Source organism: Corallococcus interemptor (assembly GCF_003668875.1).
Taxonomy (GTDB): domain Bacteria; phylum Myxococcota; class Myxococcia; order Myxococcales; family Myxococcaceae; genus Corallococcus; species Corallococcus interemptor.
The window spans coordinates 71,503-87,057 of record NZ_RAWM01000025.1 but is presented as its reverse complement, the minus strand read 5'-3'; the positions used below and the strand labels follow the sequence as shown (position 1 = coordinate 87,057).

The window sequence follows — 15,555 nt, the reverse complement described above, 5'->3', positions numbered from 1 at the left end:
TGTATAAGAGACAGGCTGGGAGGGGCGGGTTTGCGCGCGTCGCTCATCGGAGGCGGAGTGTAGAGGGCGCGGTGCGCCGGTGGCTACTGGCCCTTGAGCACCTGCAGGGCCTTGCTGGCCACCGCGTTGTCGGGCTGGGTCTCCAGCACCTTCCCCAGCCAGCGCTCGGCCTCGCTCACGGCCTTCTGGCGGTCCTCGGGGCGGCGGGCCTTCTGGGACTCCTCGGTGTAGAGCAGGCCCAGGCGCAGGGCGAACTCGGTGTTCTCCGGGTCCTTGTCCGCCACGTACTTCAGCTCGCGCTGCGCGGCCGTGTAGTCCCCCTGCAATTGGTACACGAGCGACAGCTTGCCTCGCGCGGGCACCGAGTCCGGCGTCAGCGTCACCGCCACCTGGAAGGCCTGCTTCGCGGTGTCCAGGTCCCGGGCCTCCAGCCGCAGGTCGCCCAGGCGGAACCAGGCCAGCTCCAGCAGCGGGTTGAGCACCACGGCCTTCTCGAAGGCGCTGCGCGCCGCTTCCGTGCGCTGGCGCGACAGGTACAGCTCACCGAGGTACAGCTGGTTCTTGCCATCCTGCGGGGCGCGCTCGATGGCCTGCTTGAACTCGTCCACGGCGCGGCCGGCGTCGTCCAGGCGCTGGTAGGCCAGCCCCAGCAGGGCGTGCACCACGGCCAGGTCCGGGTAGTCGTGGAGGATCTCCTCGAAGGCGATGACGGCGTGCTGGGGCGCGTCCAGCTCGTGCAGGTAGCGCATGCCCTCCTCGAGCTTCGCCTCCGCCGCCTTGGGGAAGTTCTGGAACGGGTCCGCCAGCTGGTTCATCAGCGCCCGCGCGGTGGTGACCTCCGCGGGGGTGGGGCTGCCGCGCACGACGGTGCCCAGGGCCTCCACGGCGCCCGCCGTGTCCCCCGTGCGGGCCAGGGCCTTGGCCAGGGGCAGCTTCCAGCCGGTGCGCTCTGGGGCCAGCTCCACGGCCTTGCGCAGCGGGCCCAGCGCGGCGGCGTACTGCTCCGACTCCAGGCGCGCGACGCCCAGGCGGTAGTGGAACTCCGCGGTGGTGGGGGACAGGGTGATGGCGCGCTCGAAGGCGCTGACGGTGGGGACGCCCGCGTCCCGGGCCCTGGAGAAGAGCGTCAGGCCCAGCATGTACTGGTCCACCGCGCGCTCGTTCTTCGCGATGGCCTGGCGCAGCTCCTCCGCCCACGCGTCCGCGCGGCCTGCCTTCACCTGGGCCTCGGTGAGGGCGCGGGCCACGTCCACGTCGTCCGGCGTGCGCGCGTGCAATTCGCGCAGGAGCTTCACCGCCGACTCCGGGTCGTTCCCGTCCAGGTACGCGCGCGCCTGGGCCTGGGGCGTCAGCGCGGGCGCCTGGGCCTGGCCGTGGCCGCAGCCGGTGACGAGCAATCCCAGCCCCAGGAGGGCGGCGGGCCAGCGGAGGCGGTTCGCGTTCAGGTGCACGGGGAGCTCAGGAGGCCTTGGAGGTGACGGAGGTGGCGAGCTGCGCGACGCCCTCGCGGTTGGGCGCGGCGACGGCCGTGTCGGGGTCACCACCCTTGCCGCCCAGCGACAGGCTGTCCGCGATGATCTGCGCGCGCACGGCGCGGGCCAGGCCTTCGCGGTCGTTGTCCGCGAAGCCGGTGGTGTCGATGGGGCGGCCAATCTTCACGCGCACCGGGCCCGGCCGGATGTTCCACGAGTTCTTGGGCATGACGTTGTCGGTGCCCTCGATGGTGACCGGACAGATGGGCACGCGGGCCTTGAGCGCGAGCGCGAAGGGGCCCTTCTTGAAGGGCAGCACGCGGCCGTCCTGGGAGCGGGTGCCCTCCGGGTACAGGAAGATGCTGGTGCCGGCGCGGATCTTCCGGGCGGCCTTGTCCAGCGACGCGATGGCGGACGAGCGGTCCCCGCGGTCGATGAAGATGTGGCCCGCGAGCCAGAGGTACCAGCCAATGAACGGCACGAGGCGCAGCTGCGACTTGGCGACGAACCGGAAGTCCACCGGTACGGCGAGGAAGTGGGCCGGGATGTCGAGTGTGGACAGGTGGTTGCCGACGTAGATGGTGGGCCGCTTCGGGTCCACGTTCTCCCCGCCAAGGACCTCCAGCTTCGCCCCCCCGGCCCACAGGAGCACGGGCGACCAGAGCCTCCGGGCGACCGCCACCGAGCGCGACGGGTTGAGCGTCACCAGCATGGCGAGGCAGGCCGCGGGGAAGCAGACCGCGGACCACACCGTAGCCACCAAGATGCACCACAGCTTGCGCAGCATGCGTCGCCTTTCCTCCTACCGGGGGACCTGAGCGCCGGAAGGGCCCCGGGGATGCCGCTCACCCGTCGTGCAGGCAGGCGGCGCGGCGGGGGCGCTGGCTCCTGGACGTGCGGAACGGGGCGGGGGCATGCACTTTATCTACCATGGCTCCCCTCGCCATTGTTTCTGGTGAATGCTGCTCGCCGGGGTTACAAGCAAGGGTTGCGTGGCCAGGAAAAAGTTCATCGCCATCGCGGGCAACATCGGGGCCGGAAAGACGGAGCTCACGTCCTTCCTGTGCCGGAAGTACGGCCTCACGCCGTCCTTCGAGCCCAATGACCAGAACCCCTACCTCGCGGATTTCTACAAGGACATGAAGACGTGGGCGTTCCGCTCGCAGCTCTTCTTCCTGACGCACAAGTTCCGCCTGCACCGGGAGCTGGAGCGCACGCCCGGCACCGTGCTCCAGGACCGGACGCTCTACGAGGACGCGGAGATCTTCGCCAAGAACCTCCACCGGCAGCGGCTCATCGACAAGCGCGACTGGTCCACGTACTGGGAGCTGTACCAGACCATCTCCCAGTCGCTCCGGCCGCCCGACCTGATGATCTACCTGCGCTGCCCGGTGGTGACGCTGAAGGAGCGCATCCGGCTGCGCGGGCGGTCCATGGAGAAGGACATCCCGACCACGTACCTCAAGCGCCTCAACGCCCTCTACGAGGAGTGGTTCGAGGGCTACTCACTGTCACCGGTGCTGGTGCTGGGGACGGACAAGCTGGACTACCTCACCAACCTGGTGGACCGCGTGGACCTCTTCCGACAGATCGAGAAGCACCTGTGAAGGAGGTCTACGTCCTCGCCACGGAGCAGTCCGTGCCGCCGTCGCTGGACGCGCTGCGCGCGGCGTTCGCCACGGACGAAGTGGAGTTCGTGCCGCACGAGGGCGACTGGGGCTTCACCGTGCGCGCGGACGGCTCCGAGGTGAAGGTGGTGCTCAAGCCCCTGGGCGATGGGCGTCCGCGCGTCCCGCAGGAGCTGTTCAGCGGCAGCCCGGAGGCCTTCGCGCGCGTGGAGAAGTCCCAGGCGTGCTACGCGTTCCTCCTGGAGCCGGGCGGCGCGCAGCCCACGCTGCCCGTCTTCGAGGCGCTGTGGACCGTGCGCACGCTGATGGAGCAGGCGCCGGGCGTGCTGGTGGACCTCACGGCGTTCAAGCTGCACGAGCCCGAGGACGTGGTCGAAATCACGGAGCTGGACTTCGACATCCGCGACCACGTGCACCTGCACGCCATCGAGCTGGCCGAAGGGGACACCCCGCTGTGGGTGCACTCGCACGGGATGGAGAAGTTCGGCGCGCGCGATGTGGAGATCTTCCACCTGGGCGAGGGCGACCTGCTGGCCGCGGAGAGCTTCCTCCACGAGCTGTGCACGGACCTGGCGTTCGCGCAGGGGCCGGCGCTGCGCTCGGAGGTCGCCACCAGCGAGGGCCAGAGCTTCACGCTCGTGCCTTCCGAGGAGGCCCGCGCGAACCTGCTGGGCGTGCCGCTGGACGCCTTCGAGGGCCACGAGGGGCTGTTCCTCACGGTGGTGTCGCCGCTGGGCCGGCACAACACGGCGGAGCTGCTGGCGACGTACCGGGAGCGCTTCGCCAAGGAGCCGGCCGAGCAGACCCAGGCCATGCAGGAGGAGGCGCAGGCGCTGCTGCCCGCGTTCCTGGCGCGCTTCCAGCGCAAGGGGCTGATGGAGCCCCTGACGTTCCTGGTGCGAGCCCCCTTCGAGACGCACCCGGAGGGCGAGGTGGTGGTGGAGAACCTGTGGCTGGAGGCTGTGGCCCGGGACGAGGGCTCCGTCGTGGGCCGGCTGGTGGATGGCGCGGTGCACACCACGGAGTGGCGCAAGGGGGCCCACGTGGAGGTGGAGGAGAAGCAGATCAACGCGCTGGCCATCGCCCGGGAGGGCCGTGCGCTCAACGAATCCGAGCTGCGCGCGCTTTTGAACGCCGAACGCCCCATGTAGCGCCCTGCGTCCAGCCCGGCGCGTCTTGCGGGTGCCCCGAGGGGCGCTGCTAGGCTCCGCGTCCGCATGCCGGCACTCCTGCTGCTCACGGGCCCGTCCGCGGGGCGCCGGTACGAGGTCGTCTCCCAGCTGACCCTCGGGCGCAGTCCCTCCTGCGACATCCCGCTGGAAGACGACCAGGTGTCGCGGCGCCACGCGCAGCTGTTCCTGGACACCGTCGCGGGACAGGTGCGGCTGCGCGACCTGGGCTCCACCAACGGCACGCTGCTCAACGGGCAGCGGCTGGCGCTCCAGGAAGAGGCGGTGCTGCGGCCGGGCGACCGGATGCGCGTGGGCGCCACCATCGCGGTGTACGAGCCGCCGCCGGTGTCCATCGTCGACGAGCCCTCGGGTGTCGTGGCGCAGGAGCCGGAGCACGTTCCGATTGAAGAGGTGCTGCCGCACGTGGGCGCGGCCGCGGCGATGTACTCGGCGGGGACGGCGCTGTTGGGGGCCACGAGCGAGGCCATGGTGCTGCGGCGGCTGTCGGAGGAGACGGCGCACGCGCTCAACGCGGACCGGGCCGCGGCGCTCCTGAGCGGACCGGAGGGGCTTCGCACGGCGGCGGTGTCCGGCGCCGCGTCCGTGGAGGTGCCTCGCGCGCTGGTGCAGGCGGCGCTGGAGCGCAAGGAGCTGGGGCGGACGGACACGGCGCTGTGTTCTCCGCTGGTGGCTTCGGGCGGGATGCCCTTTGGCGTGCTGTACGTGGAGCGCGAGGAGTCGCCGTTCACCGAGGGCGAGGGGCAGTTGCTCGCGTCGCTGGGGCGCCTGGGCGGTGAGGCCTATACGGCGGTGCGCTCGCGCGGCGAGGCGGAGGCCGCGGAGACGCCGTGGGTGACGCCCCTGGGCACGTCGCGGGCGTTCCGGGGCGTGGTGGAGGAGGCCCGGCGGGCGGCGGGCAGCGCGGCCCCGGTGGTGCTGCACGGCGAGCCGGGCACGGGCAAGGCGTTGCTGGCGCACTTCCTCCATGGGAAGTCTCCGCGCGCGCTGGGGCCGTGGGTGACGGTGGAGTGCCGGCAGTCCCTGGAGGCCGTGGAGGTGGCGCTCTTCGGCCGTGCGGGGGCTCCAGGCCAGCCTCCGGTGACGTCCGCGGTGCTGCGCGCGGACGCGGGCACGCTGCTCCTGCGCCATGTGGAGGCGCTTCCCCGGCCCTCGGCGGAGCGGCTGGCGCGGATGCTGGCCCGGCGCGCGGCTCCCGCACGGCAGGGCGGTGAGGAACCCGTGGACGTGCGCGTCGTCGCCACCTGTGCCTCGCCGGTGTCGCGGCTCGCGTCGCGGGGAGAGTTCGACGCGGCGCTCGCTCGGGGGCTCACGGGCTTCGAGCTGGAGGTGCCACCCCTGCGCGAGCGGCGAGGCGACGTGCCGGTGTTGCTGGAGCACTTCGCGCTGCGTGGGGCCCGGCAGTGCGGGCGGGAGGCCCCGGTGCTGGGGCCCGAGGCCCGGCGCCTCCTGGCGGAGTACCCCTGGCCGCAGAACGTGCGCGAGCTGGAGCTGGTCGCGGAGCGGCTGGGGCGCGTGTACGCGGCGGGGCACGTTGGCATCCCGCAGCTGCCTCCGGAGGTGCGCGAGGGCTCGGTGGGGCAGGTGCCTCGCACGCTGCAGGAGCAGGTGGCGCGGCTGGAGCGGGACGCCATCGCGGAGGCGCTTCGCGAGTCCGGCTGGAAGAAGGTCCGCGCGGCGGAGCTCCTGGGCATCAGCCGGCCGACGCTCGACCGGAAGATGGAGGAGTACGGGCTGACGCTGGAGCGGGGGACTCGCGGCTGAAGCGCGCTCAGGCCTTCGTGATGGCGGTGTCCTTGCGGCGGCTGATCAACACGCCCGTGAGGATGAGCGCAGCGCCGAATATCTGGAACAGGGTGGGGCGCTCACCACGGACCGCCCAGGCGGTGAGTGCTGCGACCACCGGGATGCCCGTACCGTAGAGCGTCGTGCGGTTGGTGCCCACCTGCTGCACGCTGCGGAACCACACGAAGTACGCGAGCACCAGCGGCACCAGCGCCGAGTACACCAGCGCCACCCAGCCCGCGGCGCCCACGCGCGACGCGTCCATCGTGATGACCTGGGAGGCTCCGGCCAGCACCACGCCCGGGGCTCCGGTGAGCATGGTGATGGCGGTGACGCGCAACGCGGACACGCCTTCTCCCACGGCGCGCGTGCCCACCGTGTAGATGGCCCAGCACAGCGAGCTGCAGACAATCAGCGCGTCGCCCGTCCACGTCGCCGCGCCCAGGTTGGGGCCTCGCGCGCCCACCACCAGCAGCATGCCCACCACCGCGAGCGACAGCCCCGCGACCACCGGGCGGCGCAGCTTTTCGATGCCCAACGCCGCGCCCAGCGCCGCCGTCACCACCGGGCTCACCGCGGTGAGCATGCCGCTGTTGGCCGCCGTGGTGCGCGCGAGCCCTTCGATGAAGCACAGCTGGTACAGCGTGTTGCCCACGAACCCCAGCGCGGTGAGGCGCAGGAAGGCCTTCCACGGCATCGGCTTGTGGCCCTCCACCGCGAGCAGCACGAGCCCCATCGCGAGCGCCGCGAGCCCGAAGCGCAGCGACATGAAGGCCCGCGCCGGAAAGGCCTCCAGTGCGTCCTTCACGAGGGTGTAGTTCGTCCCCCAGACGACCACGACGGCGATCATCGCCATGTCGGAGGCGGAGAGGAGACGGGCAGGCGCTGCGACCGCGGGCGACGAGGTGCTCACGGCGGCGGGGCATAGGGCGGCGCGGTTCCGGATGCAACCGACGGAGCCGCGACACCCTGGCCGCCGACCCGCACGCACGGTGCTCTCCTCCAGGCAGGCGACGTCGCGCCGACGTTTCCCCACGCCCGTGCTTGTCCAGCCGCCCGGCCCGTGGCGTAAATGCCCGCCCATGGACTTCCGTTATTCGGACGAGGTGCGGCGCGCGAAGGACTCCGGGCAGCCGCTGGTGGCGCTGGAGACGAGCGTCGTCGCGCAGGGCCTGCCGTACCCGGACAACCTGGCCGCTGCTCGCGCGTGCGAGGAGGCCATCCGCCGCGCCGGCGCCGTGCCCGCGCCCATCGCGCTGGTGGACGGCGAGGTGTGGATTGGCCTGGAGGACGCCGCGCTGCGCCGGCTGGCGGAGGGCAAGGAGAAGCTCCTCAAGGTGGGCTCGCGCGACCTGGCCGTGGCGGTGGCCACCCGGGCCAGCGGCGGCACCACCGTGAGCGCCACGTGTGAGCTGGCCGCGGCGGCGGGCATCCGCGTGTTCTCCACCGGCGGCATCGGCGGCGTGCACCGGGGCGCTTCCGAGCACTGGGACATCTCGCAGGACATCGCGGCCCTGTCGCGCTACCCCGTGGCCGTGGTGTGCGCGGGCGCGAAGTCCGTGCTGGACCTGCCCAAGACGATGGAGCTGCTGGAGACGGCGGGCGTGCCCGTCATCGGCGTGGGCACGAACGAGCTGCCGTCCTTCTACAGCCGCGAGTCCGGCCTCTCCCTGGAGCACCGCGCGGATGACGCGGAGACCGCCGCGCGCATCGCTCATGCTCGCTTCGAGATGCTGGGGCAGGGCGGGGTGCTCTACACCGTGCCGCCTCCGGTGGAGGCCGCGCTGCCTCGCAACGACGTGGAGCTGCACATCGCGTCGGCGCTGGCGGACGCGGACCGGCAGGGCGTGCGCGGCAAGGCCGTGACGCCGTTCCTCCTGGGCGAGATGGCCAGGCGCACCGGCGGCAAGAGCCTCAAGACGAACCTGGCGCTGCTGGAGAACAACGCGCGCTTCGCGGGGGCGCTGGCCGTGGCCTACGCCCGCATCGCGAAGCGCTGAAGCACCGCGGCGGTCAGGCCGGGCGGTGCTGGAACCAGGTCATCAGGTCCTCCAGCGCCGCGCGGTCCACGTCGTCGAAGGTGTTCTTGTGCTCGGAGTCGATGTCGAGCACCGCGAGCAATTCGCGGTTGCGCCCGTACACCGGCACGACGATCTCCGACGCGGAGCGCCCGTCGCAGGTGATGTGGCCCGGGAAGGCGTGCACGTCCGCCACCACCACCGTCTCTCCCTTGGCGGCGGACGTGCCGCACACGCCCTTGCCGAAGGTGATCTCCAGGCACCCGAGCGTCCCCTGGTAGGGGCCCACGCGCAGCAGCTTCCCGGGCGTCACCACCCGGTAGAAGCCCGTCCACAGGTGGCCGAAGGCGTTGTGCAGCAGGCAGCTCATCGTCGCCATCGCGCAGATGTCGTCATCCACGCCTTCGAGGATGGCGAGCGCGTGCGTCTTGAGCTCGGCGTATGCCTCGGTCTTGGGCTGACCGCGCAGATCCAGGGTGACTTCGGCCATGATGGGGTCCTCTGTCAGGAAGTCCGTCCCGCCCCTTCTAACAACCCTCGTGCCGGCTGGCACTGGAGGTCGTGTGGAACCGCTCGTCCTGGATTCGAAAACCCGCCTGCTCGTCCTCACCGGTGCCGGAGTCTCCGCGGAGAGCGGGGTGCCGACGTTCCGGGGCATGAACGGGCTGTGGGAGAACCACCCCGTGGAGGCCGTCGCGTCCCCTCAGGGCTTCGAGGCGAACCCCGGGCTCGTCTGGCGCTTCTACTCGCAGCGGCGGGCGGGGGCGGCGGACGTGAAGCCCAACCCGGGCCACGACGCGCTGGTGCGCTGGGAAGAGCACCTGGGCGACCGCTTCCTCCTGGCCACGCAGAACGTGGATGGCCTGCACACGAAGGCGGGCAGCCGGCGCGTGGTGGACATGCACGGCAACCTCTTCCGGACGAAGTGCGCGGACTGCCAGCGTGCGCCCTTCGCGGACACCTCGGTGCACCCGTCGGGCACGGTGCCGAAGTGCGACAGCTGCGGTGGCCGGCTGCGGCCGGACATCGTCTGGTTCGGGGAGATGCTGGACCCCAACGACCTGGCACGCATCGGCGAGTTCATCTCGCGCAAGGACGGCACGCGGCTGGTGTTCCTGGCCGCCGGTACGTCCGGTGCGGTGTGGCCGGCGGCGGGAATCGTGGACGAGGTGCGCTCCGTGCGCGGGGACACGTGGCTCGTGAACTACGAGTCCGCCGCGAACACGGAGCGCTTCCACCACTTCGTCCAGGGAATGAGCGGGCAGGTGCTGCCCACCCTGGCGAAGCTTGTCTAAGCGCCTCCGGGCCTTACGGACCGCGGAGGACCGTGAGGCCCTGGTCGGTGACGACGAGCAGCATGCTCGGCGTCACGGTGGGCTCGTAGACCATCTGCAGGACGCGCTGGCCTGACACGTTCCGCACCTGGGCCAGCGTGGTGCCGTCGGCCTCCAGCCGCCAGAGGCCGGCGCCGTCGGTGCCGATGTAGAGCGCGCCGTCATCCGTCGCCTTGAGTGACAGGATGCGGCTGGACGGCAGGCCCGCGACCCTGGACCAGTTGCCCGTGGAGCGGTTCTTCGGCGTCAGCGCCCAGACGCCGTACCGCTCGCTGCCCAGGTAGTAGCGGCCGGAGGCGACCTGTTCGAAGGCGCGCCAGTAGTCGTCCGTGGCCTGGCCGTTGAGCGCGTCGTTGTAGCTCTTGAACGACCAGGGCGTGGGGCCTTCCCAGGTCAGCTCGCGGTCCCAGTCCTCCAGCTTGGGGCTGGGCACGAGCACGCCGACCATCTGCTCGTTGGCGACGAGCACGTCACCGTTCTTCCCGATGCCCAGGCCGTGCATGTACGGGCACTGGAGAGAACCCCACTCGGAGCCGTCCTCGAAGAGGTACCAGCCCGGGTGCCGGTGGCTGTTGTAGGTGAGCCCCTGGATGCGCGTCACGCCGTGGTTGGTGGTGATGTAGAGGTCGCCGCGGTCGCGGCCGCGTGTCACGCGGGCGCAGTTGAGGACGGTGCGGTCCTCCTCGTAGTGGAAGTCATTGGTGTTGTGGATGCCCGCCTGTCGGTCCTTGTTCGACGCGCCGGTGGTGCGCCAGAGGTGCTCCTCGAGCATGACGCTGCCGTCCGGCTGGAGGCGGACCGCGTCGAGGTCCCCCTTGCGGTACTCGGCGAAGCGCTCGGGTGAGTAGCCCGCTTCGCCCTTCCAGGGGATGTACGTGCGCTGCTCGATGCCCTCCGCGCGCTTCATCTCATTCGCGGAGTAGCCCACATACGCGCGTCCGGCCTCACCGCCGCAGATGACCGTGGAGCCGGTCGCGAGTGCGTCCGGACCGAAGGGCTCCGCCGCCTGGCCGACGTTGGACGTCCAGGTGGGCGCCTTGTCGCCGGGGCGCAGCACGCCGATGCGGCGGCCGTCGAGGAGCCAGATGTTGAGGCCTTCATCGACACCGACGCTCTGGGGTCTGCCAGCGCCAAACGAGCGCGTGTAGTCGAGCACCGCGTCCGTGGGCCAGGGCCCCGCATCGGGTGTCTGGCCGGTGCCGCCATCGGGATCCGGCGTCGTCCCCGCGTCGGGAGTCTCGCCTGCATCGGGAGTCCCACCGTCTTCATCCGGAGGGGGCGTGCTGGCGTCCGGAAGGGAACCCGGAGGGGGGAGCGAGGGAACTTCGTTTCCATCCGACGGATCCGTGACCGGCGCGTCCTGTGGATCAATTGTCGGAGAGTCGTCGCTGCAACCCGCCGACAACAAAGAGATGACCGCCAGCCCCGCCCCCACCACGCCTACGCGAATACCCATTCCGTGTCTTCCTCCACGGAGGCTTCATGGCAAGACGCGGGCCAGCTTCCCGACGAAGAGCGTGCGCGTGCTGATTCGTGCGAGGCACCGTGCGCCGCTCGCGGAGCACGCGATGGGTTCGAGGCCCGCCGCGTCACAGCTGGGGGGCGGCTGCATCACTTCTTTCGCCCATGCCTTGAAGTCACCCGGCAACTCCGCCCGGTGCTCATCGCCGTGGAACACCTCGCGTACATGGGCCGTGTCGACGTCGATGACGACAACGACGGCGGGATCCTTCTGCCCGTAGCCCTGGGAACGTCCGTTGACGTGTCCTGGCGTGACGAGCGTGAGTGCCACGTGTCGAGCCGTGCTGGCGATGGCTGTGCAGAGCCCTGGCAGTTCGAAGACCTCATGACCTTCAATCGCAACCGCTGAGCGTCCCAGCCGCCACCACGCCGTGACGAGCCGTTCTCCCGCGAAGGCACCCACGGCATGCGTTGTCGGTTCATCGAATACGCGCTCGAAGTCGCGATACGCCGCATGGGCATTCACCTGAGCACCCACGAGGGCATGGGTGAGTCGAGCGACAAGGTTGCTCCTCTGATGGGGACTGCGCTCCTCGAGTTCCGCGATCCCCAGGCCCCGCGCGGTGTGCAGCAGGACCTCGCACCCTCCGTCATCGCCGAGGGAAAGCAGCTCCGTCTCGAAGCCAGCGCGCGGCGTGTATTCGCTCGGGGGCGCACGTACGCAGAAGAGGGAACGTGGCACGCCGGGAACAAGCGCGACAGGAACCCCGAGCCAGCGAGCGACCTTGCCAACGAATGCGGCGCCCGCTGCCGCGGTGGACGCATCAATGCGGCCATCGGTGATCCAGATGCCATCATCGAGCACGTAGCGTGTGTCGAGAGGATGCTCCTCCACCGCGAGCTTCACCTGGAGCGGAGGCACCTTCTCGAGCACAGGACGCATGAACGACAGCACGCGGGCGGACGGGATCTCGTCCCCATCGATCAGCTTCAGTGAGACGTCGAGCCAGTGTTCCCCAGCAAGTTGCTGGATCAACTCGGCGAAGCCATCGGAGGGGTACTGGTCGAGTGCTTCCATGATGGAAGACGGAACGCCCGTGCCTTCAATCCTGGGCGTGAACCGGTCCTCGGCAATCTCGACGCCATGGAAGCTCAACCCGTCCATCGAGTATCCGGACAGCGCGACCTCGCCCGTGGGTGAGGCCTGAGCAATCACCATCGCCGTGCCGTCATACAGTGAGACGTGCAGTGCCTCACACCCGAGCACCCGCGCGATGATCCCCAGCCTGTGCTCGCGCGTACTCCCGGGTTCCGCGAGCAGCTCCAGCGGAGCCGTCTTGACGACGGACCAGCCTCCAAGCCCGGCTCCAATCGCGAGCGCCCACCGGTCGGAGGTCGCACCGGTTCCATACTGCATCCGGTCCCACCTCTCACGCTTGCGCCGCACGTAGGGCGCGGCCACGAGTCCTTCCGCCAGGCAGACGTTGCGGATGGCTTGTTCCAGCGCGTCGAGCTCTTGCGTCCGGAAGAGCGTCACCTGTCCCCATTCACCCATGCGCCGCCGTATATCGAAAACAGGAGGGCCCCGTCGGAGGTGTCAGGCGGACTTCATCCGTCGCGTCAACGCGGCGCGTGCGCGGCCCGAACTGGCGTGCGTTCCAGTACCTTTCGTCACGAGCCCCGCCATGTCCCAGGAACGTTTCACGACCAGCCGCGAGGTCTATCACCGCATCCGGTGGGACTCGCGGATCGATGCCCGCGAGTTCGTCGTGGGCTACGACGCGCACCGGGGCGCCATGGAGGAGATGCCCTTCGAGGCTTTCGTCCCCGACGGTGAGATTCCCTGGCACCGCGTCTGGTACTTCAAGCGCGGCACGCAGGTGGTGTGGGACCGCAAGGCGCGCATCGACCTGCTCAGCAACGCCCGGCCAGCGGAGGAGCCCGCTTCCGCTCCTTCTCCCTCGGTGCCGGGCTTCACCTCCTTGCCCGCGTGGCGCTTCGACTCGGGCTCATGGCGCGAGGCCTCGAATACCCAGGCCCACGCACTCCCCCCTCCGTCCACGCTCACCGTCGCCACCTTCAACGTCCTCTTCGACCTGTACGACGCGGAGTTGCTGGCGACCGAGCGCAGGACCCCGGCGGCGCTCTCGCTGCTTCGCGAGACCGGCGCGGACGTCATCGCGCTCCAGGAGGTCACTCCGTCCTTCCTCCAGGCCCTGCTCGCTGAACCCTGGGTGCGCGAGCACTACTGGCTGTCCGACGGTCCCGGTGCGCAGACCGTGGCCACCTATGGACAGGTGCTGTTGTCTCGCGTGCCCCTCACTTCCGTGTGGCAGCGCGTCTTCTCCCGGGACAAGCGCATCATCGCCGCCGAGCTGCGGCTCTCCGGTGGAACGCTGTGGGTGGCCACACCGCACCTGACGAGCAACCGGGACCCCTCCTGCGCCTCCGCTCGCGCCGTGCAGGTGGAGGCCCTTCTTGAATGGGCCCGCGTGCTCGGCGCATCAAGCGAGACCGAGCCCCCTGACCTGGTGCTCGCCGGTGACTTCAACTTCGGTGACGGCGCGGTGGAAGCCGCGTCCTTCGCTCGCGCTGGCTTCGTGGATGCGTGGTCCTCGCTGCGGCCTTCGGAAGCAGGGGAGACGTTCAACCCCCGGCTGAACACCCTGGCGGCGATCACCACCGTCTCGGGAACGCTCCAGCGGTTGGACCGGGTCCTGGTGGCATCTGCTTCAGGCCGGCTCGCTCCCGAAGCCGTGGAGCTCTTCGGTGAAGCGCCACTGGCGGGACCTCCAGGACCCTCCGGGCACGCCCTCTTCGCCTCGGATCACTTCGGGCTGCACTGCGTCCTGCGTCGTGCGGCGGTCGCGTCCTCCACGCGAACCTCCACGGCGCTGGTCCATCACACGGCCCTGGTGCTCATTCCTCCCGAGGATGTCTGGGGCCCCATCCAGGCCCTGCGCAAGAAGCACGACGCGAAGTTCCACCGGTGGATGCCCCACGTCACGCTGCTCTATCCCTTCGTCCCTGAAGAGGACTTCGAGACGGCGGAGGCCCTCCTCGTGGATGCGCTCCAGGGCGTCGAGCCCTTCGACGTGACGCTCTCCACGTTCGGCCACTTCGAACACCGCGCCAACGCGACCGCGTGGCTCCGTCCCGATGATCAACCCTCCGGCGCGCTGACGGCCCTGTACGCGAAGCTCGTGGCGGCGCTGCCGGAATGCGCCACGTCCGCCCACGGCGGCTTCACTCCCCACCTCTCCGTGGGACAGCTCCCGCTCTCCTCGGACATCGCCCGCACCCTCGCCGAGTGGCAACGCGCCTGGCGGCCGCTGAAGTTCCGCGCGGGCGAGCTCTGCCTCATCCGGCGCAAGGGCGATGCCCCCTTCGAAGTCATCCGGCGCATCCCCCTGTCACAGGCACCCCGTGCCATCCCGGAGCAGGAAGACGTGCTGGCCTCCATCGGCTCCGGCGAATCCCAGGGCGGACATGCCGCCAGGACCGCGGCGGTGGAGCAGTTGCGCCAGCACTGCGAACGGATTGGCACCACGCTGCATCCGTATGGCTCCTATCTTCTGGGCACGGATGGCGCGGGCAGTGACGTGGACGCGGTCGCCATCGGACCCGCGAGCCTGTCACGCGACGACTTCGCGCAAGCGCTTCTCCAGGAACTGGCACCGGGCACGGCTCGCTACGTGGCGGACGCCGCCATCCCGTTGGTCAAGCTGTCCATCGGAGGCGTGAGCTTCGACCTGGCCTATGCGAGCCGCCCGGAGGGCGTGCCCCCCGGAGATCCCCTGACGCTGCTCGAACAGCACGGATCACGGCTCGACCCGGCGGGCCTCCGCGCCGTGCTGGGACTGGCGGACACGCTGGGCCTCATGGGTGCCATTGCCCATGACGCGCGATTCCGGAACCTGATGCGCGCGGTGAAGGCCTGGGCACGGGCCCGGGGACTCTACTCGCACGCGCTGGGCTACCTCGGTGGGCTGTCGTGGACGCTGCTCGCGGCCTGGGCCTGCACCCGCGCGACTCCGGACGCCCTGCGGTCGGACGCGTCGCTGCTGGCGCACTTCTTCGCCACCTTCAGCTCCTGGCCGTGGCCGCAGCCCGTGACGCTCACGCCTGAGACCGCGCGCTACCGGCCCGAAGGCAAGCGGGACCTGCTGCCTGTCATCGCTCCGGCGCTTCCGGCTCGCAACACCGCGCGCAACGTGTCGCGGTCCACGTTCCGCGTCATCCGGGAGGAACTGCTCCGCGCCCACGAACTCGTGTCCAAGGCGCGCGCCTCACGCACGCCTTCCGCGTGGACGGCGCTCTTCCAGCCACCGGCCGCCGATGAGCTCCCCACGGCCGCCTTGCGCCTGTCCGCCGACGCACCCAGCGCAGAGGACCGCGAGGCCGTCGCGGGGTGGATCCTCGGACATGTCACGGCCCTGGTGTACCGGCTGGAAGGCGACCGGCGCCTGTCCGTGCGCCCGCTCCAGCCTGCACAGGCCGGAGGAGCACTGATCATCGGCCTGGAGGCGCGGGACGCGGCGGCGTTGTCCTGGCACCCATCCAGTCCGCTGTTCGCGGCCGTGGAGGCGTTCCGCGCGTCCTTCCAGGAATGGACGCACCGCCCGTCCAGCGCGGTGCTCCAGATCGAATGGGTGCGCGGCGACTGA

The 15,555-nt window shown here is 70.5% G+C and carries 12 protein-coding genes; 6 read left to right on the top strand and 6 right to left on the bottom strand.

The window, feature by feature from the left end; all coding sequences use genetic code 11:
* Nucleotides 1-83: 83 nt before the first annotated feature.
* Together D7X96_RS12355 and D7X96_RS12350 are read right to left on the bottom strand one after the other, a co-directional pair.
* The gene (locus tag D7X96_RS12355) at nt 84-1,451 is read right to left on the bottom strand and encodes a tetratricopeptide repeat protein (RefSeq protein ID WP_121722532.1); all 1,368 of its coding nucleotides are present in this window, start codon (nt 1,449-1,451) and stop codon (nt 84-86) included.
* A gap of 7 nt (nt 1,452-1,458) precedes the next feature.
* Complete coding sequence (locus tag D7X96_RS12350) at nt 1,459-2,259, bottom strand: lysophospholipid acyltransferase family protein (RefSeq protein ID WP_199746876.1); 801 nt, start codon at nt 2,257-2,259, stop codon at nt 1,459-1,461.
* Nucleotides 2,260-2,464: 205 nt separating this feature from the next.
* Here D7X96_RS12350 and D7X96_RS12345 point away from each other — a divergent pair, with 205 nt between their 5' ends.
* The 3 genes from D7X96_RS12345 (at nt 2,465) to D7X96_RS12335 (ending at nt 6,054) form a co-directional block, all read left to right on the top strand.
* A complete protein-coding gene (locus tag D7X96_RS12345) occupies nt 2,465-3,079 on the top strand; it encodes a deoxynucleoside kinase (protein ID WP_120550569.1) in 615 nt (204 codons plus the stop codon).
* A complete protein-coding gene (locus tag D7X96_RS12340; protein WP_121722531.1) occupies nt 3,076-4,251 on the top strand; it encodes a DUF2314 domain-containing protein in 1,176 nt (391 codons plus the stop codon). The genes D7X96_RS12345 and D7X96_RS12340 overlap by 4 nt, the downstream gene beginning before the upstream one ends.
* A 66-nt stretch (nt 4,252-4,317) precedes the next feature.
* Nucleotides 4,318-6,054 carry an FHA domain-containing protein gene (locus D7X96_RS12335; protein WP_120550567.1) on the top strand — a complete coding sequence of 579 codons (1,737 nt, stop codon included), beginning with the start codon at nt 4,318-4,320 and terminating at the stop codon, nt 6,052-6,054.
* A 7-nt stretch (nt 6,055-6,061) separates the two neighbouring features.
* Here D7X96_RS12335 and D7X96_RS12330 read toward each other — a convergent pair whose 3' ends face one another.
* Nucleotides 6,062-6,988, bottom strand: coding sequence for a DMT family transporter (locus D7X96_RS12330; protein ID WP_120550566.1), 927 nt, complete (start codon nt 6,986-6,988; stop codon nt 6,062-6,064).
* 169 nt (nt 6,989-7,157) lie between these two features.
* On the opposite strand from D7X96_RS12330, the gene D7X96_RS12325 reads away from it, so the two are divergent.
* Nucleotides 7,158-8,075, top strand: a complete 918-nt coding sequence (locus D7X96_RS12325) for a pseudouridine-5'-phosphate glycosidase (protein WP_121722529.1) — start codon at nt 7,158-7,160, stop codon at nt 8,073-8,075.
* Between the two features lie 13 nt (nt 8,076-8,088).
* Here D7X96_RS12325 and msrC read toward each other — a convergent pair whose 3' ends face one another.
* Nucleotides 8,089-8,583, bottom strand: coding sequence for a free L-methionine (R)-S-oxide reductase MsrC (msrC, locus tag D7X96_RS12320; RefSeq protein ID WP_120550564.1), 495 nt, complete (start codon nt 8,581-8,583; stop codon nt 8,089-8,091).
* 73 nt (nt 8,584-8,656) lie between these two features.
* On the opposite strand from msrC, the gene D7X96_RS12315 reads away from it, so the two are divergent.
* Nucleotides 8,657-9,388: an SIR2 family NAD-dependent protein deacylase gene (locus D7X96_RS12315; RefSeq protein WP_120550563.1), complete on the top strand. Its 732-nt coding sequence runs from the start codon at nt 8,657-8,659 to the stop codon at nt 9,386-9,388.
* A gap of 13 nt (nt 9,389-9,401) precedes the next feature.
* Here the strand turns inward: D7X96_RS12315 and D7X96_RS12310 are convergent, their stop codons facing one another.
* Both D7X96_RS12310 and D7X96_RS12305 read right to left on the bottom strand, forming a co-directional pair.
* Nucleotides 9,402-10,883 (bottom strand): hypothetical protein, encoded by a 1,482-nt coding sequence (locus tag D7X96_RS12310; RefSeq protein WP_121722527.1) that lies wholly within the window; start codon nt 10,881-10,883, stop codon nt 9,402-9,404.
* A 24-nt stretch (nt 10,884-10,907) separates the two neighbouring features.
* Nucleotides 10,908-12,425 (bottom strand): hypothetical protein, encoded by a 1,518-nt coding sequence (locus D7X96_RS12305; RefSeq protein WP_121769783.1) that lies wholly within the window; start codon nt 12,423-12,425, stop codon nt 10,908-10,910.
* A 148-nt stretch (nt 12,426-12,573) separates the two neighbouring features.
* Between D7X96_RS12305 and D7X96_RS12300 the strand changes: the two genes are divergently transcribed.
* A complete protein-coding gene (locus D7X96_RS12300; protein WP_121769782.1) occupies nt 12,574-15,555 on the top strand; it encodes a poly(A) polymerase in 2,982 nt (993 codons plus the stop codon).